Source organism: Anaeromicropila populeti, from assembly GCF_900112775.1.
Lineage (GTDB): Bacteria > Bacillota > Clostridia > Lachnospirales > Lachnospiraceae > Anaeromicropila_A > Anaeromicropila_A populeti.
This window is the reverse complement of record NZ_FOYZ01000021.1, coordinates 31,967-51,481: the sequence shown is the minus strand read 5'-3', so window position 1 is coordinate 51,481 and position 19,515 is coordinate 31,967. Positions and strand designations below refer to the sequence as shown.

General features: G+C 37.4%; 12 protein-coding genes. All 12 read right to left on the bottom strand.

Annotated features, from left to right (window positions below):
* Window positions 1-276: 276 nt before the first annotated feature.
* Complete coding sequence (locus BM305_RS17800; protein WP_092564099.1) at window positions 277-2,433, bottom strand: GLUG motif-containing protein; 2,157 nt, start codon at window positions 2,431-2,433, stop codon at window positions 277-279.
* Between the two features lie 205 nt (window positions 2,434-2,638).
* Window positions 2,639-5,065 (bottom strand): GLUG motif-containing protein, encoded by a 2,427-nt coding sequence (locus tag BM305_RS17795; protein ID WP_242940583.1) that lies wholly within the window; start codon window positions 5,063-5,065, stop codon window positions 2,639-2,641.
* Window positions 5,066-5,390: 325 nt separating this feature from the next.
* Entirely contained in the window at window positions 5,391-7,856 is a 2,466-nt protein-coding gene (locus tag BM305_RS17790) for a GLUG motif-containing protein (protein WP_092564093.1), read from the bottom strand.
* Between the two features lie 28 nt (window positions 7,857-7,884).
* Window positions 7,885-9,294, bottom strand: coding sequence for a hypothetical protein (locus tag BM305_RS17785; protein ID WP_092564090.1), 1,410 nt, complete (start codon window positions 9,292-9,294; stop codon window positions 7,885-7,887).
* Between the two features lie 205 nt (window positions 9,295-9,499).
* Window positions 9,500-10,639: a carboxynorspermidine decarboxylase gene (nspC, locus tag BM305_RS17780; protein WP_092564087.1), complete on the bottom strand. Its 1,140-nt coding sequence runs from the start codon at window positions 10,637-10,639 to the stop codon at window positions 9,500-9,502.
* Between the two features lie 18 nt (window positions 10,640-10,657).
* On the bottom strand, window positions 10,658-11,857 hold the full coding sequence (locus tag BM305_RS17775) for a saccharopine dehydrogenase family protein (protein WP_092564084.1): 1,200 nt from the start codon (window positions 11,855-11,857) through the stop codon (window positions 10,658-10,660).
* Between the two features lie 40 nt (window positions 11,858-11,897).
* Window positions 11,898-12,746 carry an agmatinase gene (gene speB / locus BM305_RS17770; RefSeq protein ID WP_092564081.1) on the bottom strand — a complete coding sequence of 283 codons (849 nt, stop codon included), beginning with the start codon at window positions 12,744-12,746 and terminating at the stop codon, window positions 11,898-11,900.
* Window positions 12,739-13,590, bottom strand: coding sequence for a polyamine aminopropyltransferase (gene speE / locus BM305_RS17765; protein WP_092564079.1), 852 nt, complete (start codon window positions 13,588-13,590; stop codon window positions 12,739-12,741). The genes speB and speE overlap by 8 nt, the downstream gene beginning before the upstream one ends.
* A gap of 2 nt (window positions 13,591-13,592) precedes the next feature.
* The gene (locus BM305_RS17760) at window positions 13,593-15,044 is read right to left on the bottom strand and encodes an aminotransferase class I/II-fold pyridoxal phosphate-dependent enzyme (RefSeq protein ID WP_092564076.1); all 1,452 of its coding nucleotides are present in this window, start codon (window positions 15,042-15,044) and stop codon (window positions 13,593-13,595) included.
* Between the two features lie 161 nt (window positions 15,045-15,205).
* Window positions 15,206-15,925, bottom strand: a complete 720-nt coding sequence (locus BM305_RS17755) for a cadherin-like beta sandwich domain-containing protein (protein ID WP_092564073.1) — start codon at window positions 15,923-15,925, stop codon at window positions 15,206-15,208.
* A 38-nt stretch (window positions 15,926-15,963) separates the two neighbouring features.
* Window positions 15,964-18,060 (bottom strand): SH3 domain-containing protein, encoded by a 2,097-nt coding sequence (locus BM305_RS17750; protein WP_092564070.1) that lies wholly within the window; start codon window positions 18,058-18,060, stop codon window positions 15,964-15,966.
* Window positions 18,061-18,264: 204 nt separating this feature from the next.
* The coding region (locus BM305_RS17745) for a glycoside hydrolase family 5 protein (RefSeq protein ID WP_143099214.1) at window positions 18,265-19,515 on the bottom strand (1,251 nt) is incomplete at its 5' end.

Below are 19,515 nucleotides of genomic sequence, written 5' to 3'. Positions count from 1 at the left end.
CTGTCTTTGTTTCTCTCAGAAGCGACTTGATTATCTTACCACATCTTTCGACGTGTGTCAACATGTTTTTTATATTTTTTAAATTGTTTAATTTGTTTGACCTTTTTAGACAATTTGTTGCTGACTTGGATAAGTATAGCAGAGTCTAATACATCTGTCAACAACTTTTTTAATATAAATATTTATTTTCTATAATTTCGCAGAAAAGCAGGAATCGTATCTCTGCTCTTCTGCATCTAAATCATTATCTGTTACTATTATAAATGAAACTGATTTTTATTGCACAGGCTCATCACTGAATATTGGATTCTCACTGACTGCTGGTTGTTCACTTTCTACAGGAGCTTCACTTGCTATTGGAGTTGCACTTGCTTCTGGTGTTGCACTTACTTCTGGTGTTTCACTTGCTTCTGGTGTTGCACTTGCTTCTGGTGTTGCACTTACTTCTGGCACTTCGCTTGCCTCTGGTGTTGCACTTACTTCTGGCATTTCGCTTGCCTCTGGTGTTGCACTTACTTCTGGCATTTCGCTTGCTATTGGTGTTTCACTCGTTACCGGTGTTGTATTTACTTCTGGAGCTTCACTGACTGCTGGTTCTTCTGTAGACCCAGACTTATAAATAGTCACCGTTACATTACCAATAATTTCAGGTGTCACAACACTTTTCTTAACAACTGGTATACCACCAATGGATAAGAAGCTATAGCTTGATACTGCTGATTCTGTCTCGTCCTGCTTCTTTGCAACAATCATTGGTGCAGCGATTAACTGAGCCTCAGAGTCATAAAACTGACCTGTCAGATTAGAATAGGTTCCTTCACCACCTGTATTTGGTGCAAAATAAAACTGTGTGCCGATATCTACAAGAGAATTGTTAGAAACCGTAATCTTATCTGTTACTCCAGCCTGCTTTGGTGCCCAAGTTCCATCTAGATAGGATTTCTTTTCTTTATCATACTCTCCCGAAGTATACACATATTCCATCGTTCCCCATTCCAGTTCTACATTGATTTCAGTTGGTTCTTCCTCATCCTCTGGAATTTCTGGAAAAATCATAGTCCCGTAAACATTCAGGCTCTGGCTTGCTTCTTGTTTATCACTATTTACTATAGTAGCATTTCCTGGTACTAGTATTATATCTCCACTGTACGCACCAATAATATATGGAAACCCTTTATTTTCCTCTTTCACAAATGCCCATTGCTTAAAATTTGGAGTATTTTGTTCAACATACTCATTTAAATCATTCACAAATTCTTGTGATTGCATATACTCCTGCTTTACTGCTACAATTGTTCTGCAAATAGATCCATCTCCCATTCCTCGCTTAGCTTCCGTAGCTCGTACTTCACCATTTACAATTTGTTTTGCCGTTTCATTCCAAAAACATTTTTTGTAAGTAATAGTTGTATACCCACTTTGTGGAAGTCCAGAAATAAATCCACCAACAGAACTTCCTTTTTCTCCTGTTGTTTCCCCTACTGCGTAGCAATTTTCAAACTTTATCGAAACACTTCCTCCATAAAGTGCATATCCCGCAAAACCTCCTACTTTACTATTTGTTCCTGCTGTTATATTTCCTAACGCGTAACAGTTGTAAGCATTATTAATTGTAAAATCTCCTACAAAACCTCCTGCGCCAGAATTAATTCCTGTTATTATGTTTCCTGTGGCATAACACTCTATCTCCGTTGCATTTGTTGCATACCCAATAAAGCCTCCAATATACGAATTATTTATTGAAGAAACATTAACTTCTGCATAGCAATTGTTGTAAACAGATACATTTGCCTGTCCAATAAGACCTCCTATGTAACTTCCTGGATAGGAATTTATTAATGTGCCTTTTACACTGCAATTTACAAGTTTTCCACTCCCACAGTAACCGACTAACCCTCCTGAATGTAAACAATAAGCATATGCAATCAGATTGTCTACTTTAATGTCATTTATATTAGCATATGTTGTCCCAAATAAGCCCACTTCTGCACATGATTCATATTTACTTGCAGTTCCCATAAATACGTTGCTAATCGTTACTCCATTTCCTAAAAATGTTGCTTTAAAATCTGTAACTGTACCTATCGGAAACCAATAGTGCTCCGATAAGTCAAGTTTTTCTTTTGTTACAGTAATATATTTTCCTATGAAGTTTGTTGTTGCGCTGTCTGTAGACGCAATATTAGAATAGTATGACAAACCTGCCAAATCTTTTTCCGACTTTATTTCATAAGGATCTTCTTCTGTTCCTTCATTTCCATAAATATCTTTTCCAGTTGTAATATCAAACCATCCTCTTGTATAATTTCCTGGGTCAACCCAAGAACCATTTGTTTCTGCTGCCTTTACTTTTGATACTGGAGCAAATTGAACTGACGAAATCATTAGCACCAGTACCATCATAAATGCAAATCCATTTTTTAGTTTTTTCACAATAAAACCTCCCTATAATTTAATGAAGCACTTTTTTATAACGCAAGTCCTTCTAAATCATTTCTATGCTGTTTTTTTCAAAACTTGTATACTTTTTTAAAACCTGCACATTAGGAATCATTAATATAAAATGTATTTTTACTAACGCAAGAAAGCAGAGCGTATTGCCCTGCTTTTTACCTTTTACTATAGTATATTTATTTGTTTATTGTGATAGTTCACTTGGTGTTGGTGTCACAACTGGTTCTTCACTTACTTCTGATGATACACTTACTTCTGGTAATTCACTTGCTTCTAGTTCTTCACTTGCCACTGGTGTTGCACTCACCTCTGGTTCTTCACTTACTTCTGGTGTTGCACTTACTTCTGGTGTTGCACTTACCACTGGTGTTGCACTTACCACTGGTGTTGCACTTACTACTGGTGCTTCACTTACTTCTGGTATTGCACTTACCACTGGTTCTTCACTTACTTCTGGTGTTGGTGTTACCACTGGTTCTTCACTTACTTCTGGTGTTGGTGTTACCACTGGTTCTTCAGAAGTTGCAGATTTATAAATGGTTACTGTCACATTACCAATGACTTCTGGTGTCACAACACTTTTCTTAATAACTGGTATTCCACCAATAGATAAGAAGCTATAACCTGGTATGGCTGGATCTGTTTCTGCCTGTTTCTTTGCTATAACAACTGGTGTATTAATAAGTTGGTTTGCAGAATCATAAAACTGTCCTGTCAAACTTGCATAAGTTCCTTCGCCACCTGTATTTGGTGCAAAAAAGAACTGTGTTCCAATATCCACAAGTGAATTATTTAGAACAGTTATTTTATCTGTTACCCCTGCCTGCTTTGGTGCCCAGGTTCCATCTAGATAAGCTTCCTTTTCCTTATCATACTCTCCAGAGGTATATACGTATTCCATTGTTCCCCATTCTAATTCCACATTAACTTCTGCTGGCTCTTCTTCATCCTCTGGAATTTCTGGGAAAATCATTGTTCCATAAACATTCATGCTCTGGCTTGCTTCTTTTCCATCAGGAATTACAATTGTTTTGTTCCCTTCTTTGATTACAATAGTATTATAAACGTCGCTAATATATGGATATTCCGAATTAACACCTTCCATACTAATCCAGCTTTGATAAGTGGATGCATTTTGTTTTACATATTCATTTAAATCTGCTACAAACTCTGCTGACTTCATATAAGATTCTTCCACTGCTACAACGGTTCTTACCACTGTACCATCACCAAATCCTAATTTTTCAGCGATTGATCGATCAATTTCATTTAACGATTGTCTGGCACTTTTATTCCAAAAGCATTTTGTAAACTCTATTGGTCTATACGAATAATAATGACATCCAAGAAAGCCTCCTACATAACTTCCACCAATGATAGCACCTGCTGCATAGCAGTTTTGATAATACATACTTACTGTACTACTGCCATATTGATTATATCCTACAAAACCTCCTGCATAACTTCCTGTCCCTGCTGTTACTTTTCCTGTTGTATAGCTGTTATATGCGCTATTTAAAGAAGTCCATCCCACAAAGCCACCTGCATAGCTTCCTTTTCCTGTTGATACGTCACCTGTTGCATAACATTCTGTCTGCTTTCCATTTGCTGAATATCCAATAAACCCTCCGATATATACTCCACTTACAGCTGTTACATCTCCTGCTGCACCACTGCCAGAGATGGTAATGGCATCTGCTTGTCCAATAAATCCTCCTACAGAACCAGAAGTATTTTTAGTTGAAACATTTCCAGACGCATAGCAGTTACTAACAGTACCTGTTGCATAGTAGCCAATAAAACCACCGACTTTCCCAGATGTAGCTAATGAATCAATTCCCCCCTGTGCATAACAGTTGCTCATTGTTCCACCGCGATAATCGCCGATAAATCCACCGATTGCATTTGCACTGGTTGCCTTTGAATAAATCGAGACATTTGCATAACAGTTATCCAATGTGGCAGTACTATTGGTCTTATATCCAATGAATCCGCCTATGTAGCCTCCTGCACTGCATGTAATACTGCCATTTACATGACAGTTCACAACATTACCACTTACATAACGTCCTATTAATCCTCCTGTATAAGTACTACTGGAATATGCCACCAGATTTTCCATTGCTACATTAGTTATATTTCCATAGGCACTGCCAAACAAACCAACGTATCCACAGGATTCATACTTACTTTCTTTGCCTATGTATACATTGCTGATTACAACACCGTTTCCTTCAAAATTTGCCTTAAAGGCTGTAATAACACCCACTGGATACCAATAGTGAGCTGACATATCTAGATTTTCCTTTTTTACAGTAATGTATTTACCACCAAAGGTTGTGCTGCTGCTATCTGTTGAAGCAATATTAGAGTAATAAGATAAGCCTGCCAAATCTTTTTCTGACTTGATTTCATATGGGTCTGTTTCCGTTCCTTCATTTCCATAAATATCCTTTCCCGTCGTGGAATCATACCAACCCCTTGTATAGTTTCCTGGGTCAAGCCATGAGCCTTCTGTTTCTGCTGCTTTTACTTTCATCGCTGGAAAAACTTGAATGGATGAAAGAATTAAAGCCAATGTTAACATAATAACAAATCCTTTTTTCTGCATCTTCAAAATATAACCTCCTCGTACTTTTCATTTCATAGTTCTACTTCATTACGTAAAACATATACTATATGTTACGAGTATGATATTACCATTTATTTACAATTTTGTCAATCAGTATTTACTTTTTTTACCATTCTATTTGTACAGGCACTTCTTTATCCACAATATTCCTTACCCGCACGTGTGCATCATCCTGCACCCTGTTTTCTAGGGTGCTTTTTATGTGATAGGAAATGCAAAGCAATTTCCTATCACATAAAAAAAGACTTTCAAGTCCAATGTCCTGCTAAATGACATTTTGTTGAAAGTCTTTTTTTTTATTATTTTATGGCGTCTCACTTACCACCGGTACCCAGCTCTCTTCTGGTTCTTGATATTCAATTGGGTTTTCACTTGCCACTGGTTCTTCACTTACTTCTGGTGTTGCACTTACTTCTGGTGTTGCACTTACTTCTGGTGTTGCACTTGCCTCTGGGGTTGCACTTGCCTCTGGGGTTGCACTTGCCTCTGGTGTTGCACTTACTTCTGGGGTTGCACTTGCCTCTGGTGTTGCACTTGCCTCTGGTGTTGCACTTGCCTCTGGGGTTGCACTTGCCTCTGGGGTTGCACTTGCCTCTGGTGTTGCACTTACTTCTGGGGTTGCACTTGCCTCTGGTGTTGCACTTGCCTCTGGGGTTGCACTTGCCTCTGGGGTTGCACTTACTTCTGGGGTTGCACTTACTTCTGGTTCTTCTGAAGTGGAAGATTTATAAATCGTTACAGTCACATTACCAATAACTTCTGGTGTTACAACATTTTTCTTAATTACTGGTATTCCGCCAATGGATAAGAAACTATACCCTGGTATGGCTGAATCCGTTTCAGCCTGCTTCTTTGCAATCATAACTGGTGCATTGATAAGCTGGTTTGCAGAATCATAAAACTGACCTGACAGATTGGCATAGGTTCCTTCGCCTCCTGTATTTGGTGCAAAAAAGAACTGTGTACCAATATCCACAAGGGAATGATTTAACACTGTTATTTTATCTGTTACTCCAGCCTGCTTTGGTGCCCAGGTTCCATCCAGATATGCCTTCTTCTCCTTGTCATATTCTCCAGATGTATATACATACTCCATTGTTCCCCATTCTAATTCCACATTAATTTCAGCTGGCTCTTCCTCATCCTCTGGAATTTCTGGAAAAATCATAGTGCCGTAAACATTCATGGTCTGACTTGCTTCTCCATCACCACTAAAAGAAATTTTTGTGCTGTTTCCTACTAATGTCACATCACCACTATATACACCTAAAAGATATGGATAACCTCCATTAGCAGTATTCGCTATTTCCCATTGATGGTATGCAGGCGTATTCTCCTTTACATATTCATTTAAATCTGAAACAAATTCTGCTGACTGCATATAAGCTTTAGCTACATCTACAATCGTTCTGCACTCAGTTCCATCACCAATTCCTAGTTTTTCTGCGGTAGCTCTATCCACACCATTTAAAGATTGACGAACCCCATTATTCCAAAAACACTTCTTATATGTAATTGTGGAATATCCATATTGAGGGGCTCTTGCCACAAATCCACCAACATTACTTTCACTTCCCCCTACAGTGGATCCGGCAGCATAACAATTTTCAAACTTCATTGAAGTGGGATAGGTTGATGCATTCCAACTATAGTTGTAATAACTATTATTATTATTCCAGCAAAAACCTGCAAATCCACCAACATTACTACTAGTTCCAGCCGTTACAGTTCCTAACGCATAACAGTTAAATGCATTACATATACGAAATGCACCAATAAAGCCTCCTGCGTGACATGAATTTCCTGTAACTACATTTCCTGTTGCGTAACAATCTACTGTCTTTACATTTGATGCATTTCCTATAAAGCCTCCTAAGCTACAGTTACTTACAGCCAATACATTTCCTGTTGCATAACTGTTTGTAATGGTTCCTGCATCAATACGTCCAATAAATCCTCCAACGGAATACTGTGTATTTTTAGTAGTCACATTTCCAGTAGCCTGACAATTCTGAATGGTTCCTCCCAAAGAGTATCCAATAAAACCTCCTGTATGATACGTTGCAATGCTTGAGTTTATCGTAACACCAGCATAACAGTTTTCAAGTGTGCTTGCACTATTTATCTTGTAACCGATAAATCCTCCTACATAGCTATTGGCACTAGAATTGTTAATGCTTCCTTTTACATAACAGTTACTAACATTTCCACTTCCATGATATCCTATGAATCCCCCTGCATTACCACTATTGGAATAGGCGACACAATTCTCCACTCCTATATTGGCTACATTTCCAAAGGAACTTCCAAATACCCCGACCTTTCCGCAGGATTCATATTTACTTTCTGTTCCTATGTATACATTACTGATCACAACACCATTTCCCTCAAAATTAGCTTTAAAATCTGTAATAGCGCCGATTGGATACCAGTAATGAGCCGACAGATCCAATTTATCCACAGTGACTACCATATACTTTCCACCAAATGTAGTACTGGTACTATCGGTAGTTACAATGTTAGAATAATAGGATAGTCCAGCAAAATCCTTTTCTGACTTGATTTCATAAGGGTCTTCTTCTGTTCCTGCATTGCCATAAATGTCTTTTCCCGTTGTGCTGTCATACCATCCTCTTGTGTAATTGCCAGGATCAATCCATGACCCTTCCGTATCTGCTGCTTTCACCCCTGCTGCTGGTACAAATTGAACAGATGTAATAATCAATGCCCATATTAACGCTGCTACTACGAGTTTCCTTTGTCTCTTCATACAACCTACCTCCTAAGAATTATAATATCTACTTTTTCTTCTTTCCAATTACCAATTTCACCGGTGTCTGAGAATTGATCATTGCTTTTTCATTGGTCTGTACATCATATAGAATTAAATATACGATTGCGTTATAAGTGCCATCTGGTAAAACCGTTCCGTCTGGCAATGAAGACAGTTCCATGGTATCCATTTTATAACCTGGGGGAATTGTCCCACTTTCGCTCAGGACAATTCGCATGTTTTCCGCACTATACTGTCCACTGTCTTCTAGTTCTTTTTGATCCTCTGGTGTTCGTCCATTCTTTCCTATTACCTTTATTAATTCTGCATCAGTAATCTGAAGCTGGACTACAATATGATGACTGGATCGGCCTGGATTCTCAAAATTAATTTGCGCTTTACCATCGCCTTTATTGCATTTCACCTCAGTAGCAAAGGAAAAGGCAACTTTATTTTCTCCAAGCCTTGGGGTATCATTATCACCTTTTATCATTTTAGCATCTGAACTAATTGGTACAGGTGGGTAATATGCTGGTCTGCTTATTTGATTATTTCCATGAATCCAAACACTGGCGGCAACGCCTGCTGCCCCTGCCAGACAGACTGCACCTCCTGCGACAAATTTCCAGGAATGCTGTGCAGCAGTTATTCCGCCACAATAGCTTTTTTGAATCGTACCACCATTTTTTCCTACCAGACCTCCGACGCAAAACTTACCTTTGACCTTTGATTTGGAAAAGCAGCAGCTAATGGCTCCTCCGTCATTTACACCTGCCAAAGCTCCTGTATATTTTCCGCCTGTAACCGTTCCCTGCAATTGCAGATTTCTGATTGCTGCATTTTTTAAATATCCAAAAAATCCTGCATTTTCAGCCTTACCACCTGATACTATGTAATTTGAAATCTCATAGCCATTTCCATCAAAGGAGCCACAGAATGGTGTTAGTTCATTAATTCCCATAGGTATCCATTTTTTCTTTTGTAGATCAATGTCCTTTGTTAAGATAAAATGTCCCTTCCGATATTGTATGTCCCCGGTGTTTACTTTGGCTGCTACCTCAAACAGCTGTTGTGCAGTGCTTATTTCAACGTACATATCTGATTCCTCTATTTCAGCAGAAATACATTGATTTCGTAACACAGGAACACCATTTTCTATTTTCCATATCTCTTCTAAGTCCCAGTCGGAATTTTTTAATGATTCCTCACTCAGTTCCTCCTTTGCTTTTCCCAACTCATCTGATACTACTTTTTTATCTTCCTTTTTACCAGATGGTTTTAGATAGTAGGATTTTGTAATTTTTCCTAAGTTTAAGCTGCAAAAACCACTTTTTTGTTTTTTGCTGTTAATTTTTATATCCGTATAACAATTTTCAATTTCTCCTGAATTTATTCCTGCAAATCCACTAAGTGTGTTTTTTTTGTCATTTTTCATTCTATGTACCTGCCTCATTTCACCCCAACTATAATTGGTTGTTTTTATCCTTATTTTAATTATTATTTACATTTTTGTCAATTATTAGTTGTCGATGTGAAAGTGGTTCATTTGCTATTATTCTGTTTAAGAAATAATAATATTACATTTTTTAACAAATTGTATTGTCGCTTTTTCTTTTACCAAAAAAATAAAGGACAGCCTTTTACGAAAGCCGCCCTTTAAAATCTTCATAATTAAATTGTTTTACGATTTCTATCTCACCATTTTCTCTTTGTATCAAAATTGCCGGAAGGTTAATTCCGTTAAAAGTATTGTTTTTTACCATACTGTAAATAGCCATATCGCAAAAGACCAGTTTTTCCCCTCTTTTCAGTGGGTCATCAAACGAATAATCGCCTATCACATCTCCTGCCAGGCAGGTTGGACCACCTAAGCGGTAAGTATACCTTTTTTCGTCTGGTTGTCCAGAATGAATAATATTAGGGCGATACGGCATTTCCAATACATCTGGCATATGACAAGCTGCTGAAGTATCTAGTATTGCCAGACTTCTTCCATTTTCTAACGTGTCTAAAACAGTAGAAACAAGGTATCCTGTGTTTAATGCAATTGCCTCACCTGGCTCTAAATATACCTGCACCTGATACTTATTTTTCATATGCATAATACATGTTATCAATAGCTCAATGTCATAGTCTTTTCTGGTAATATGATGACCACCGCCAAAATTTATCCATTTTAACTGATGCAGGTATTTCCCAAACTTTTCTTCCACAACTTGTAAGGTACGCCAAAGTACATCTGCATTTTGCTCGCACATTGTATGAAAGTGAAGTCCGTCAATACCTTCAAAACCACCTTCTTCAAAATCTGCAAGTGTAGTTCCCAGCCTGGAGCCTTCAAAACAAGGATTATACATATTCGTTTCTATCTCTGCATACTCTGGATTAATCCTTATGCCGCATTGAATTTCTCTGTTGCTCTGTTTCACCTTATCTCGAAACAGCTTCCACTGTTTCACATTATTAAATACAATATGATCGCAAATTTGAAGGATTTCCTCAAAATCATCTTCTCGATAGGCAGGATTGTAAATGTGGGTTTCCTTTCCCATTTCCTCATAACCCAGCTTTGCCTCAAACAAAGAACTGGCTGTCGTTCCACTTAAATACTCACCAATCATAGGATACAGGGAATACATGGAAAATGCTTTTTGTGCCAATAAAATTTTACAGCCTGTACGTTCCATAACACTTTTTAGTATTTCAAGATTCTGTTTTAATAAAGTCTCGTCCACAACATAGCATGGCGTTGGGAGTTTTGTTAAATCTATGTTCCGCATTCCTTTTCCTCACCACTTCTACTCTACTAAGTCTGGTTGGAAGCTTTCTTTCCAAGGCAGTCCCCATTTATTTAGTGCATCCATAAATGGATCTGGATCAAATTCTTCTACATTGTATACACCTGGTTTTTTCCACTGGCCTGTCATTACCATCATAGCTCCAATCATAGCTGGAACGCCTGTTGTATAGGAAATTGCCTGTGAACCAACTTCCTTATAACACTCCTCATGATCGCACACGTTATAAACATAATATGTTTTTTCCTTGCCATCCTTGATTCCTTTACAGATACATCCAATGTTTGTCTTCCCCTTGGTTCTTGGTCCCAACGAAGCCGGATCAGGAAGCACTGCCTTTAAAAATTGTAAAGGTACAATTTGTTTTCCTTCAAATTCAATTGGTTCGATGGATGTCATTCCCACATTTTTTAGTACTTCTAAGTGACGCAAATAACTTTCCCCAAATGTCATAAAGAAACGAATTCTTTTAATTCCTTTTATGTTCAGTCCAAGAGATTCCAGTTCCTCATGGTGGAGCAGATACATGTCCTTTTCACCTATTTCTGGGAAATCATAGACACGTTTTATTTCCATTGGTTCTGTTTCAACCCACTGTCCATTTTCCCAATAGCTTCCTTTGGCCGAAACCTCACGAATATTAATCTCTGGATTAAAATTAGTTGCAAACGGATACCCATGATCCCCTGCATTGCAGTCTAAAATGTCAATTTCATGTATTTCATCAAAATAGTGCTTCATTGCATAAGCTGAAAAAACACCTGTAACACCTGGATCAAATCCGCAGCCAAGTAGTGCTGTAATTCCTGCTTCTTCAAAACGCTGGCGATATGCCCACTGCCAGCTGTATTCAAACTTTGCAGTATCCAGTGGCTCGTAATTAGCAGTATCCATATAATCTGTTTTGGTAAGCAGGCAGGCATCCATAATCGTCAAATCCTGATAAGGCAGTGCGACATTAATTACCATATCTGGTTTATAGTCTTCTATTAATGCAACTAATTCCTCCACTTTATCTGCATCAACCTTTGCTGTGGTGATTTTCGTTTTGCCACCGCCCAGCTTTTCTTTTAACGCATCACATTTTGATTTAGTTCGGCTGGCAATACAGATTTCTTCAAAAACTTCACTATTCTGGCAGCATTTATGAACTACCACACTGGCTACTCCACCAGCACCAATAATTAACGCTCTTCCCATCTTTCATTCCTCCTGTATCCTCAATAGTCAACTTTTTCTCTTACTGATTTATATATAACAATATTTCACGTAATGACTTACACGCTAATGCTGTAGATGCTCCCGTCTGATCATAAACAGGTGATAACTCATTCATATCAAGACCTACTATATTAAGTGCTGAAAGCTTTGAAACAGCTTCCATAAGTTCGACAAACGTAACCCCGCCTGCTTCTGGCGTTCCTGTTCCAGGGAACACAGAAGGGTCAAGCACATCTAAGTCCAAAGTAAAATATACCGGCTTACCGGCTAACTGTTTTACAATCTCATCTAATGAAGCGAAGTTAAATTTGCATGTAGTTACATGTTCTTTTCCCCATAAAAATTCTTCTCTCTCGCCACTTCGTATTCCAAATTGAAAAATGCGGTTATCCCCTACAATTTCATGACATCTTCTTAAAACAGTTGCATGAGATAAGGTTACTCCTAAATAATCATCTCTTAAATCTGCATGGGCATCAAAATGAATTATATGCAGATCCTCATATTTTTTTGCAACTGCGCGGACGGCACCTAATGTTACTAAATGCTCTCCGCCAATCATAAAGGGTACTTTTTCTGCCTTTAAAATTTCAGAAACAAACGCTTCAATATCATGTAAAGCCCGTTCTGGATTACCAAATGGCAGTTCCAAATCTCCTGCATCAAATATATTGTAATCCAGCAAATCCTTATCCTGATAAGGACTATACGTTTCAATTCCAAAGCTTTCGTTCCGAATGGCAGCACTGGCAAATCTGGTTCCTGGCCGAAATGAAGTAGTACTATCAAATGGTGCTCCAAATATTACAATTCTGCTATCTTCATAGCTGTTGTCACAGCCAATAAAAGTATGAATATTTTTATTCATTTGTTCCGAGCAACTCCTTTACGTAGTTTGGTAAATAAAAACTTCCCTTGTGTAAATCTGTGTTATAATAATGGGTTGGTATCTCCAGTGCGTTCCATTTTTCCGCATTCAAATCCCGAATCGGATCGTAGTGCTTTGATGCAAACCCAAAGAGCCAGTGTCCTGACGGATAGGACGGTATATGACACTGATATACTGTGCTTAAAGGAAATACTGCGGTAATATGCTTATGTGCTTTCTGCACAGTCTGGGAATGTTCACTGTAAAATGGACTTTCATGCTGATTAATTAATATTCCATCTTTGCGAAGTGCCTTATAGCAGTTTCCATAAAATTCTCTTGTAAATAATCCTTCTGCTGGTCCAAAGGGATCTGCACAATCCACAATAATCAAATCATACTCTTCCTGTCTGGACCTGACAAAACGCAATCCCTCTTCGTGATAAATATATACTCTTTCATCTTCCATCATAAGCGCTGTAGTTGGAAAATGTTTTTTACATAAATTCACTAAGTCCTCGTCCACTTCTACTAAATCAATATGATGAATGGTCTTATATTTTGCTAATTCCCTTACAGTTCCACCATCTCCGCCGCCTATTACCAGTACATTTTCTACATGTGGGTGAACAGCCATAGATACGTGTGAAATCATTTCGTGATAAATAAATTCATCCTTTTCCGTAATCATTAATTCTCCGTCCAGTACAAGCACCTTGCCATACTCATAAGTTTCTAAAATATCAATCTGTTGAAAATCACTTTCATGGCTTACAATTTGGTGCTTAATTTTCATGGAAAGCTGAACTTCCTTTGTATGTTTATCACTGTACCAAAATTCCATTGCTACCCCTCCACTACATTTATATTTTCGATCTTCATGTCTTCTGTACCAGTCATAAAGCATCCCTTTTCTTTTGCATATAAAATATATCTTAAAACTTCCTCCGTAATCAGCTCCCCAGGTGCCAAAATGGGAATTCCTGGTGGGTAACACATAACAAATTCTCCGCAGACCATTCCATTACTCTCTTTTAGTGGAACTGATTTTTTTTGGCTATAAAATGCTTTTTGAGGAGCCATTACAATATTAGGCTTTACATATTCATGGTCAAATAAACCTGCTTTATCTTTTTCATGCAATCTTTTTATTTCTGACAGGGCAGAAATTAATCGTTCTATTTCCAGATTTCTGTCTCCTGATGAGATAATAGCAAGAATATTTCCTACATCCCCAAACTCAATCTGAATCCCATAATCATCTCTTAAAAGATCGTATACTTCAATTCCGGCCAATCCGATATCTCTTGTAAAAATAGATAATTTAGTAGTATCAAAAGCATATACAGTATCTCCATCTACTAGTTCTTCTGCAAATGCATAATAACCACCTAGTTTATTTATTTCATTTCTTGCATAATCAGCAAAATATATTGTTTTGGCAATTGCTTCATTTCCGTTTAAATACATATTTTTTCTTGCAATATCTAAAGAGGACAGTAAGAGATAGGACGCACTTGTAGTTTGTGTTAAATTAATTACCTGTCGGACGTAATCTCCATTCACACTGTTTTTTGTCAGCAGAATGGAACTTTGTGTTAAAGAACCACCTGTTTTATGCATACTGACAGCTGCCATATCTGCCCCTGCTTCCATAGCAGAAACGGGAAGTCCTTCGTGAAAATAGAAATGTGTCCCATGAGCCTCATCTACAAGCACAAGCATATTGTGCTGATGTGCAATTCTTACAATTTCCCTTAGGTTTGAGCATATCCCATAATACGTGGGGTTATTTACCAGAATAGCTTTTGCATCTGGATTTTCCAAAATAGTTGTCTCCACATCCTGAACTGACATTCCAAGAGGAATGCCTAGTTGTTTATTGGTTCCAGGATTGATGTATACAGGTATTGCTCCACAAACAACTAACGCATTTATGGCGCTTCGATGTACGTTTCTTGGCATAATAACCTTATCTCCAGCTTTACAGGATGACATTATCATCGCTTGAACGGCTGCCGTTGTTCCATTTACAATGAAAAATGCTTCATCTGCTCCGAATGCTTCTGCTGCCAAACGCTGTGCATCTTTAATTACAGACACAGGATGACATAAATTGTCCAGCGGCTTCATAGAATTCATATCTAACCGCATGCACTCCTCACCAAGAAAATGTTTTAGCTCTTTATTTCCCCTGCCACCTTTGTGACCTGGAACATCAAAATGAGCCAGTCGGTTATGTTTTTGTTCTTCTAACGCTTGATGAATCGGCGTATCATATTGCGAAAGTTGCTTCACCCCAAGTTCCTCCTTTACATGTATTAACAATCTTACTAAGTATACAAGAAATCCTTTTATTTTGCAAGAGTAATATTAAATTTTTTGTTTAGTATTACTGTTACTTTTGAGTAAAAAATGAAAAATGCCAGTGCAACTGTAGTTGCACCAGCATTTTTCATTTATTTGATTACAGTGATATTGTATTCCGATATGGTTCCTGCCAGGGATGTTACTACTATTTTTATCTGATTTTCACCTTCCTTTAATGCACCATCCTGCTCAATTTCTACAACAGCTGACTCGTCCATTGGATAAGCTGACAATATTAATTCCTTTACCTCTTTTTCTACAATCATAGTGTACGAATATTTGTCTGGTGAAAATTCTTCTTCCAAATTCCCTGGAAATACCAGCAGCTCCTGTAACCTTGTTTCAGAAGACTGTTGTTGGTTTTCTACTATTGTAACACGCGCTGGTGCTGTAGTCATTTTCAACACCTGGTTTTCTTCAAACTCTTCCATTACGCTATCATAGATTTCAAAATCGCAAATCCCTGTATCTAACGCTCTCATTGTAATTTCATAGCTTTTATGGACTTCTCCTTCTATAAACGTATCTTCCAGCTGTAAAACACCTGCTGCCCCAATAATACTGCTGCTTTCGCTTTTTACATACTCTAATTTTGTATCGTCATAAGATATATAGGCTGAAACAGCTTTCAATTTTGTTTCACTATTTACCTCAACAAGTACTGTTAACTCATCGCCTTTTTTTACTTCTTCCTTTTCTGTCGTTAAAACAATTTCCACTTCTTTCGCCATACTCCTCATTCCGAATAGTAGTCCAGCTAAAATCACGATTACAAATAACGGAATAATCAAATAGTGTTTTCTTCTCATAATGCCCTCCCTGATTTTAATAATATCTCTTTACGGTTCTACGGCTGCCGTACGATTCGAATAGAATATTTCGTACTTGTTCCATCTTGTGCCGTACATAATATGTCAATTGTTTTCGCTTGTCCAGCCGTTAAGGAAAACGTTCCTGTTCCGCTTGTTCCAGCATATTTGCTAACCGCTTCCGCACCAATTGTTACCTGACTCACCTGATTTGGTACAATCATAGTATAGTCAGTTGTTGTATACTTAAAAGTTGGCGTCAGCAATAAATTTTTGCTTCCATTTTTTACAGTAAGTGATTTCAAATAAGAATTTGGATTTCCTGTTTCTTTTGGCAGAGAACATGCTTTTGACGGCATATTGCTATATACTGGAATATAAAAAACAAATGAATCACTTACAATTCCCATAGACTGATACGACTGAAAGGTAAGCCTTGCTTCACTATTTGGTGCCTTAACATTTGTCATATACTGATGTACATAATATGGTTCATAAGCCACATTAAATTTTTGTGTATATAATGTATTCTGCCCTTTATTAATGTAAGCTGCTGCTATATACTCTGCACCACCCAGAATTGCCTTATATGGATTTGTCCATGGGCGGTTGTAGGTAGTCCCGCTGCTGGCGTATTTTAACCCATTAGCAATCGCGCCGCCAGTGGCACTATCATTTGCACCAATGTTGTAATAATTGTAATATCCTTGATAACCAGAATACGTACCCGATACAGAGCCACTACCATTTAAACCTACCTCCTGTTTTACTCTGACAGCAAGAAAATATGGACTGGCATTTGCCTTTTCTCCTGCTTCCATAAACGTGTCTGCATAGGAACCTGATACCGTTTTACCCGATAAAGAATCTACTACTCGATAGGTTCCACTCATAAAAGTATTGGATAGTATATTAGCAACAACACTTCTCTTTTGTGCAGCATCATAACTCAATGTTTCAAATTGAAAAATTGAGTTCTCATTTAATGAATTTCTTGGATCCATGTAGTAGGCAATGACGGAATCCTTTGCTGTAAAATAATTGGTTCCATCACATAATGTATATTTATCGGTTGACCAGCTGTATGCACCTGGTTCTGTTGATAAATAAGAAAATGGCGCGCTGTAGGTTCCCACTCCCCCTCCATTGGGCAGATTACTTTGAATTACATTACGTCCAAATTTACTCTCTTGTGAAATAACCTCATTCCAATCTAAGCCTGTATTTACTGCAACAAAACTCCAGTTTGGATACTTTTCATGTAATGCTTCCAAGTAACTATGATAACTCTCTGGAAACTTACTTAATTGTTCAGAAAATCCTGCCTCACCAGAAATAGTCACTTGTGATTGCAAAATATATCCGGTTACCGTATTTCCATTTGACACAAAAGTACATTTGTACCATTTTCTTTTTTCTACAACAAGTGAAGCTTTTATTGTAACCTTCTTATCATTTGCAATTGATGCTGTTTTCTTTGAAAACGTTGCAGCAATTTTCCTTGCTATTACAGTTGTATTCGTATATGCTGTTATACTAGTTGTATTTGCAGCTGTTGCTTTCAAATTAGTCAGATACTTTGTTGGTACATACCCATTCATTCCTCTTCCTGATACCACTACAGTAATTTTGGACCATTTCACAGAATTCACAGTAAGACTTCCTAAAATAATCACCTGCTTATTAATGGGTAGAATGGTTCTTTTTCTATCATAACTATTAGCCGTCAAGTATAAAGGAACTGATTTCTTATTTATCTTAGCTAATGTATATGTCTGATTGCTTACAGTTGTTTTGTATAATCTGATGTATTGCTTTGCTACATATCCATATAGTCTTTTCCCATTTACAAGTACAGAAATTTTGTACCAGCTGATTTTACTTGTTTTCATCTCACCAATTACAATCACAGCTTTGTATTTTCTTAATCGTGTAACAATAGCAGCTGATGTTGACGCCGATTTTCTTACATTTAGCGTAGTTGTTGTTACATATCCAATTCGTTTCGTAAAACTAGTTGTCCCTGATGCAACAGTCTGGCCTTTCAGTGTGAAAAGCAGTCCAGTGCATAAGATGGTACATAACATCGTAATATATACCAATTTTCTTATTCTCTTTTTCTTTTCCCACTTCATCTTTGCCCACCTTTTCTATATAAGACATATTGTAATTTACATTTTTTTATTTTTTTCTACAAAAATATGATATCAAATATTACAAAAAAAATCAACGCCATATATTTACCACATATGAGGAAAATCTTTCCGTACCCTCTGCCAAACCCCTCACGATCGAAACAGGGTATTCCGCTTTTACGGAATACCCTGTATTGTTTTTAATTAATATTCACTTATTGTAATACCATTATTTCCAAGTGGAATCTGATGATCAAGACCAACAAATTTACCATTCTTCTGCCATAATGCTTCTTTTACAAATGCATACTTTTCTTCATCCCAAGTCTTAAAATCATATCCTACTAATCCGCCAGTGTCTCCTGAATTTGCGTTAAAGCACCAGAATGTGTGGCTGATTTTGTTTTCAATAATGAACTGACGTAAATAAGTCATCCACTTAATGTTTGGAGATGTCATAAATCCACCCCATTCACCAATTAACAGTGGTGCAATATTTTCTTCCTGGATGTAGAACCAGTTATCATGCCAGCAGTCATCATATAAAGTTTCCATTGTATAATCTTTTTCAAACCATGTCTGCATAAATACAGCTGGACCGTAGTCATGTGGTGAATATACTAATTTATTCTGGTACTGGCCAAGGTTAACTGGAAAATCTTTTACTCCTCTTAAGTTTCCTCCCCACCATGTTCCATAATACTCTTTTCCATTTGTTGAATGGAAGTCACTGTTATTCACCAAATCCATTGGGTAAATTTCAATACCTTCTACCATAATCAATACATTTGGATTTTCTCCTAATACAGCTGCTGCTGCTTTTTCCGCAACATACTTCCAGTTATTTGGATCTGTGGAATCATTCCAGATTGCACGGATTGCTGAATTTGCTGTACCATGTGGCTCATTTTGTAAATCATATGCGATAATAGTATCATCATTTTTATAACGTTCTGCCATCCAGCGCAAGGATTCAATATAATCTGCTTCTGAAACCTGCTCATTATACCAAACTGGATAATAGTGTCCAGCAGCATTTGTTGCGCAGTGGATGTCTATCATAATTTTAATACCATTTTTCTTACATTGATTGATTACATAATCAAATATTTCTAAACTATTCATACCTTTTAAATAGTCATTAATATAGTCGTTATAACATGGTTTTGGATATTCTCCATTTTCCCATGCTAAAATTATTTCACTGGACATAGGTACTCTTAATAAGTTAAAACCACGATCGGCAATAGCTTCCAGAGCCTCATTTAAATCGGTTGCCCATACACCGTCAAATATATTTGTTCCTGTATTATATCCAAACCAGTTAATACCAGTCATCCACACTTCTTTACCATCTTTATCGTAAATCTTGCTTCCATCTGTATAAAGCCAGTCATCTTGTTCAGTTGATGCACTTGGTGTTGGTGTTACCACTGGTGTTGGTGTTACCACTGG

Bases quoted from the DNA above. Each gene is read 5' to 3' on its own strand.
- BM305_RS17795 (WP_242940583.1), bottom strand. From the start codon at position 5,065: ATGCAGAAAAAAGGATTTGTTATTATGTTAACATTGGCTTTAATTCTT.
- BM305_RS17790 (WP_092564093.1), bottom strand. From the start codon at position 7,856: ATGAAGAGACAAAGGAAACTCGTAGTAGCAGCGTTAATATGGGCATTG.
- BM305_RS17785 (WP_092564090.1), bottom strand. From the start codon at position 9,294: ATGAAAAATGACAAAAAAAACACACTTAGTGGATTTGCAGGAATAAAT.
- nspC (WP_092564087.1), bottom strand. From the start codon at position 10,639: ATGCGGAACATAGATTTAACAAAACTCCCAACGCCATGCTATGTTGTG.
- BM305_RS17775 (WP_092564084.1), bottom strand. From the start codon at position 11,857: ATGGGAAGAGCGTTAATTATTGGTGCTGGTGGAGTAGCCAGTGTGGTA.
- speB (WP_092564081.1), bottom strand. From the start codon at position 12,746: ATGAATAAAAATATTCATACTTTTATTGGCTGTGACAACAGCTATGAA.
- speE (WP_092564079.1), bottom strand. From the start codon at position 13,590: ATGGAATTTTGGTACAGTGATAAACATACAAAGGAAGTTCAGCTTTCC.
- BM305_RS17755 (WP_092564073.1), bottom strand. From the start codon at position 15,925: ATGAGAAGAAAACACTATTTGATTATTCCGTTATTTGTAATCGTGATT.
- BM305_RS17750 (WP_092564070.1), bottom strand. From the start codon at position 18,060: ATGAAGTGGGAAAAGAAAAAGAGAATAAGAAAATTGGTATATATTACG.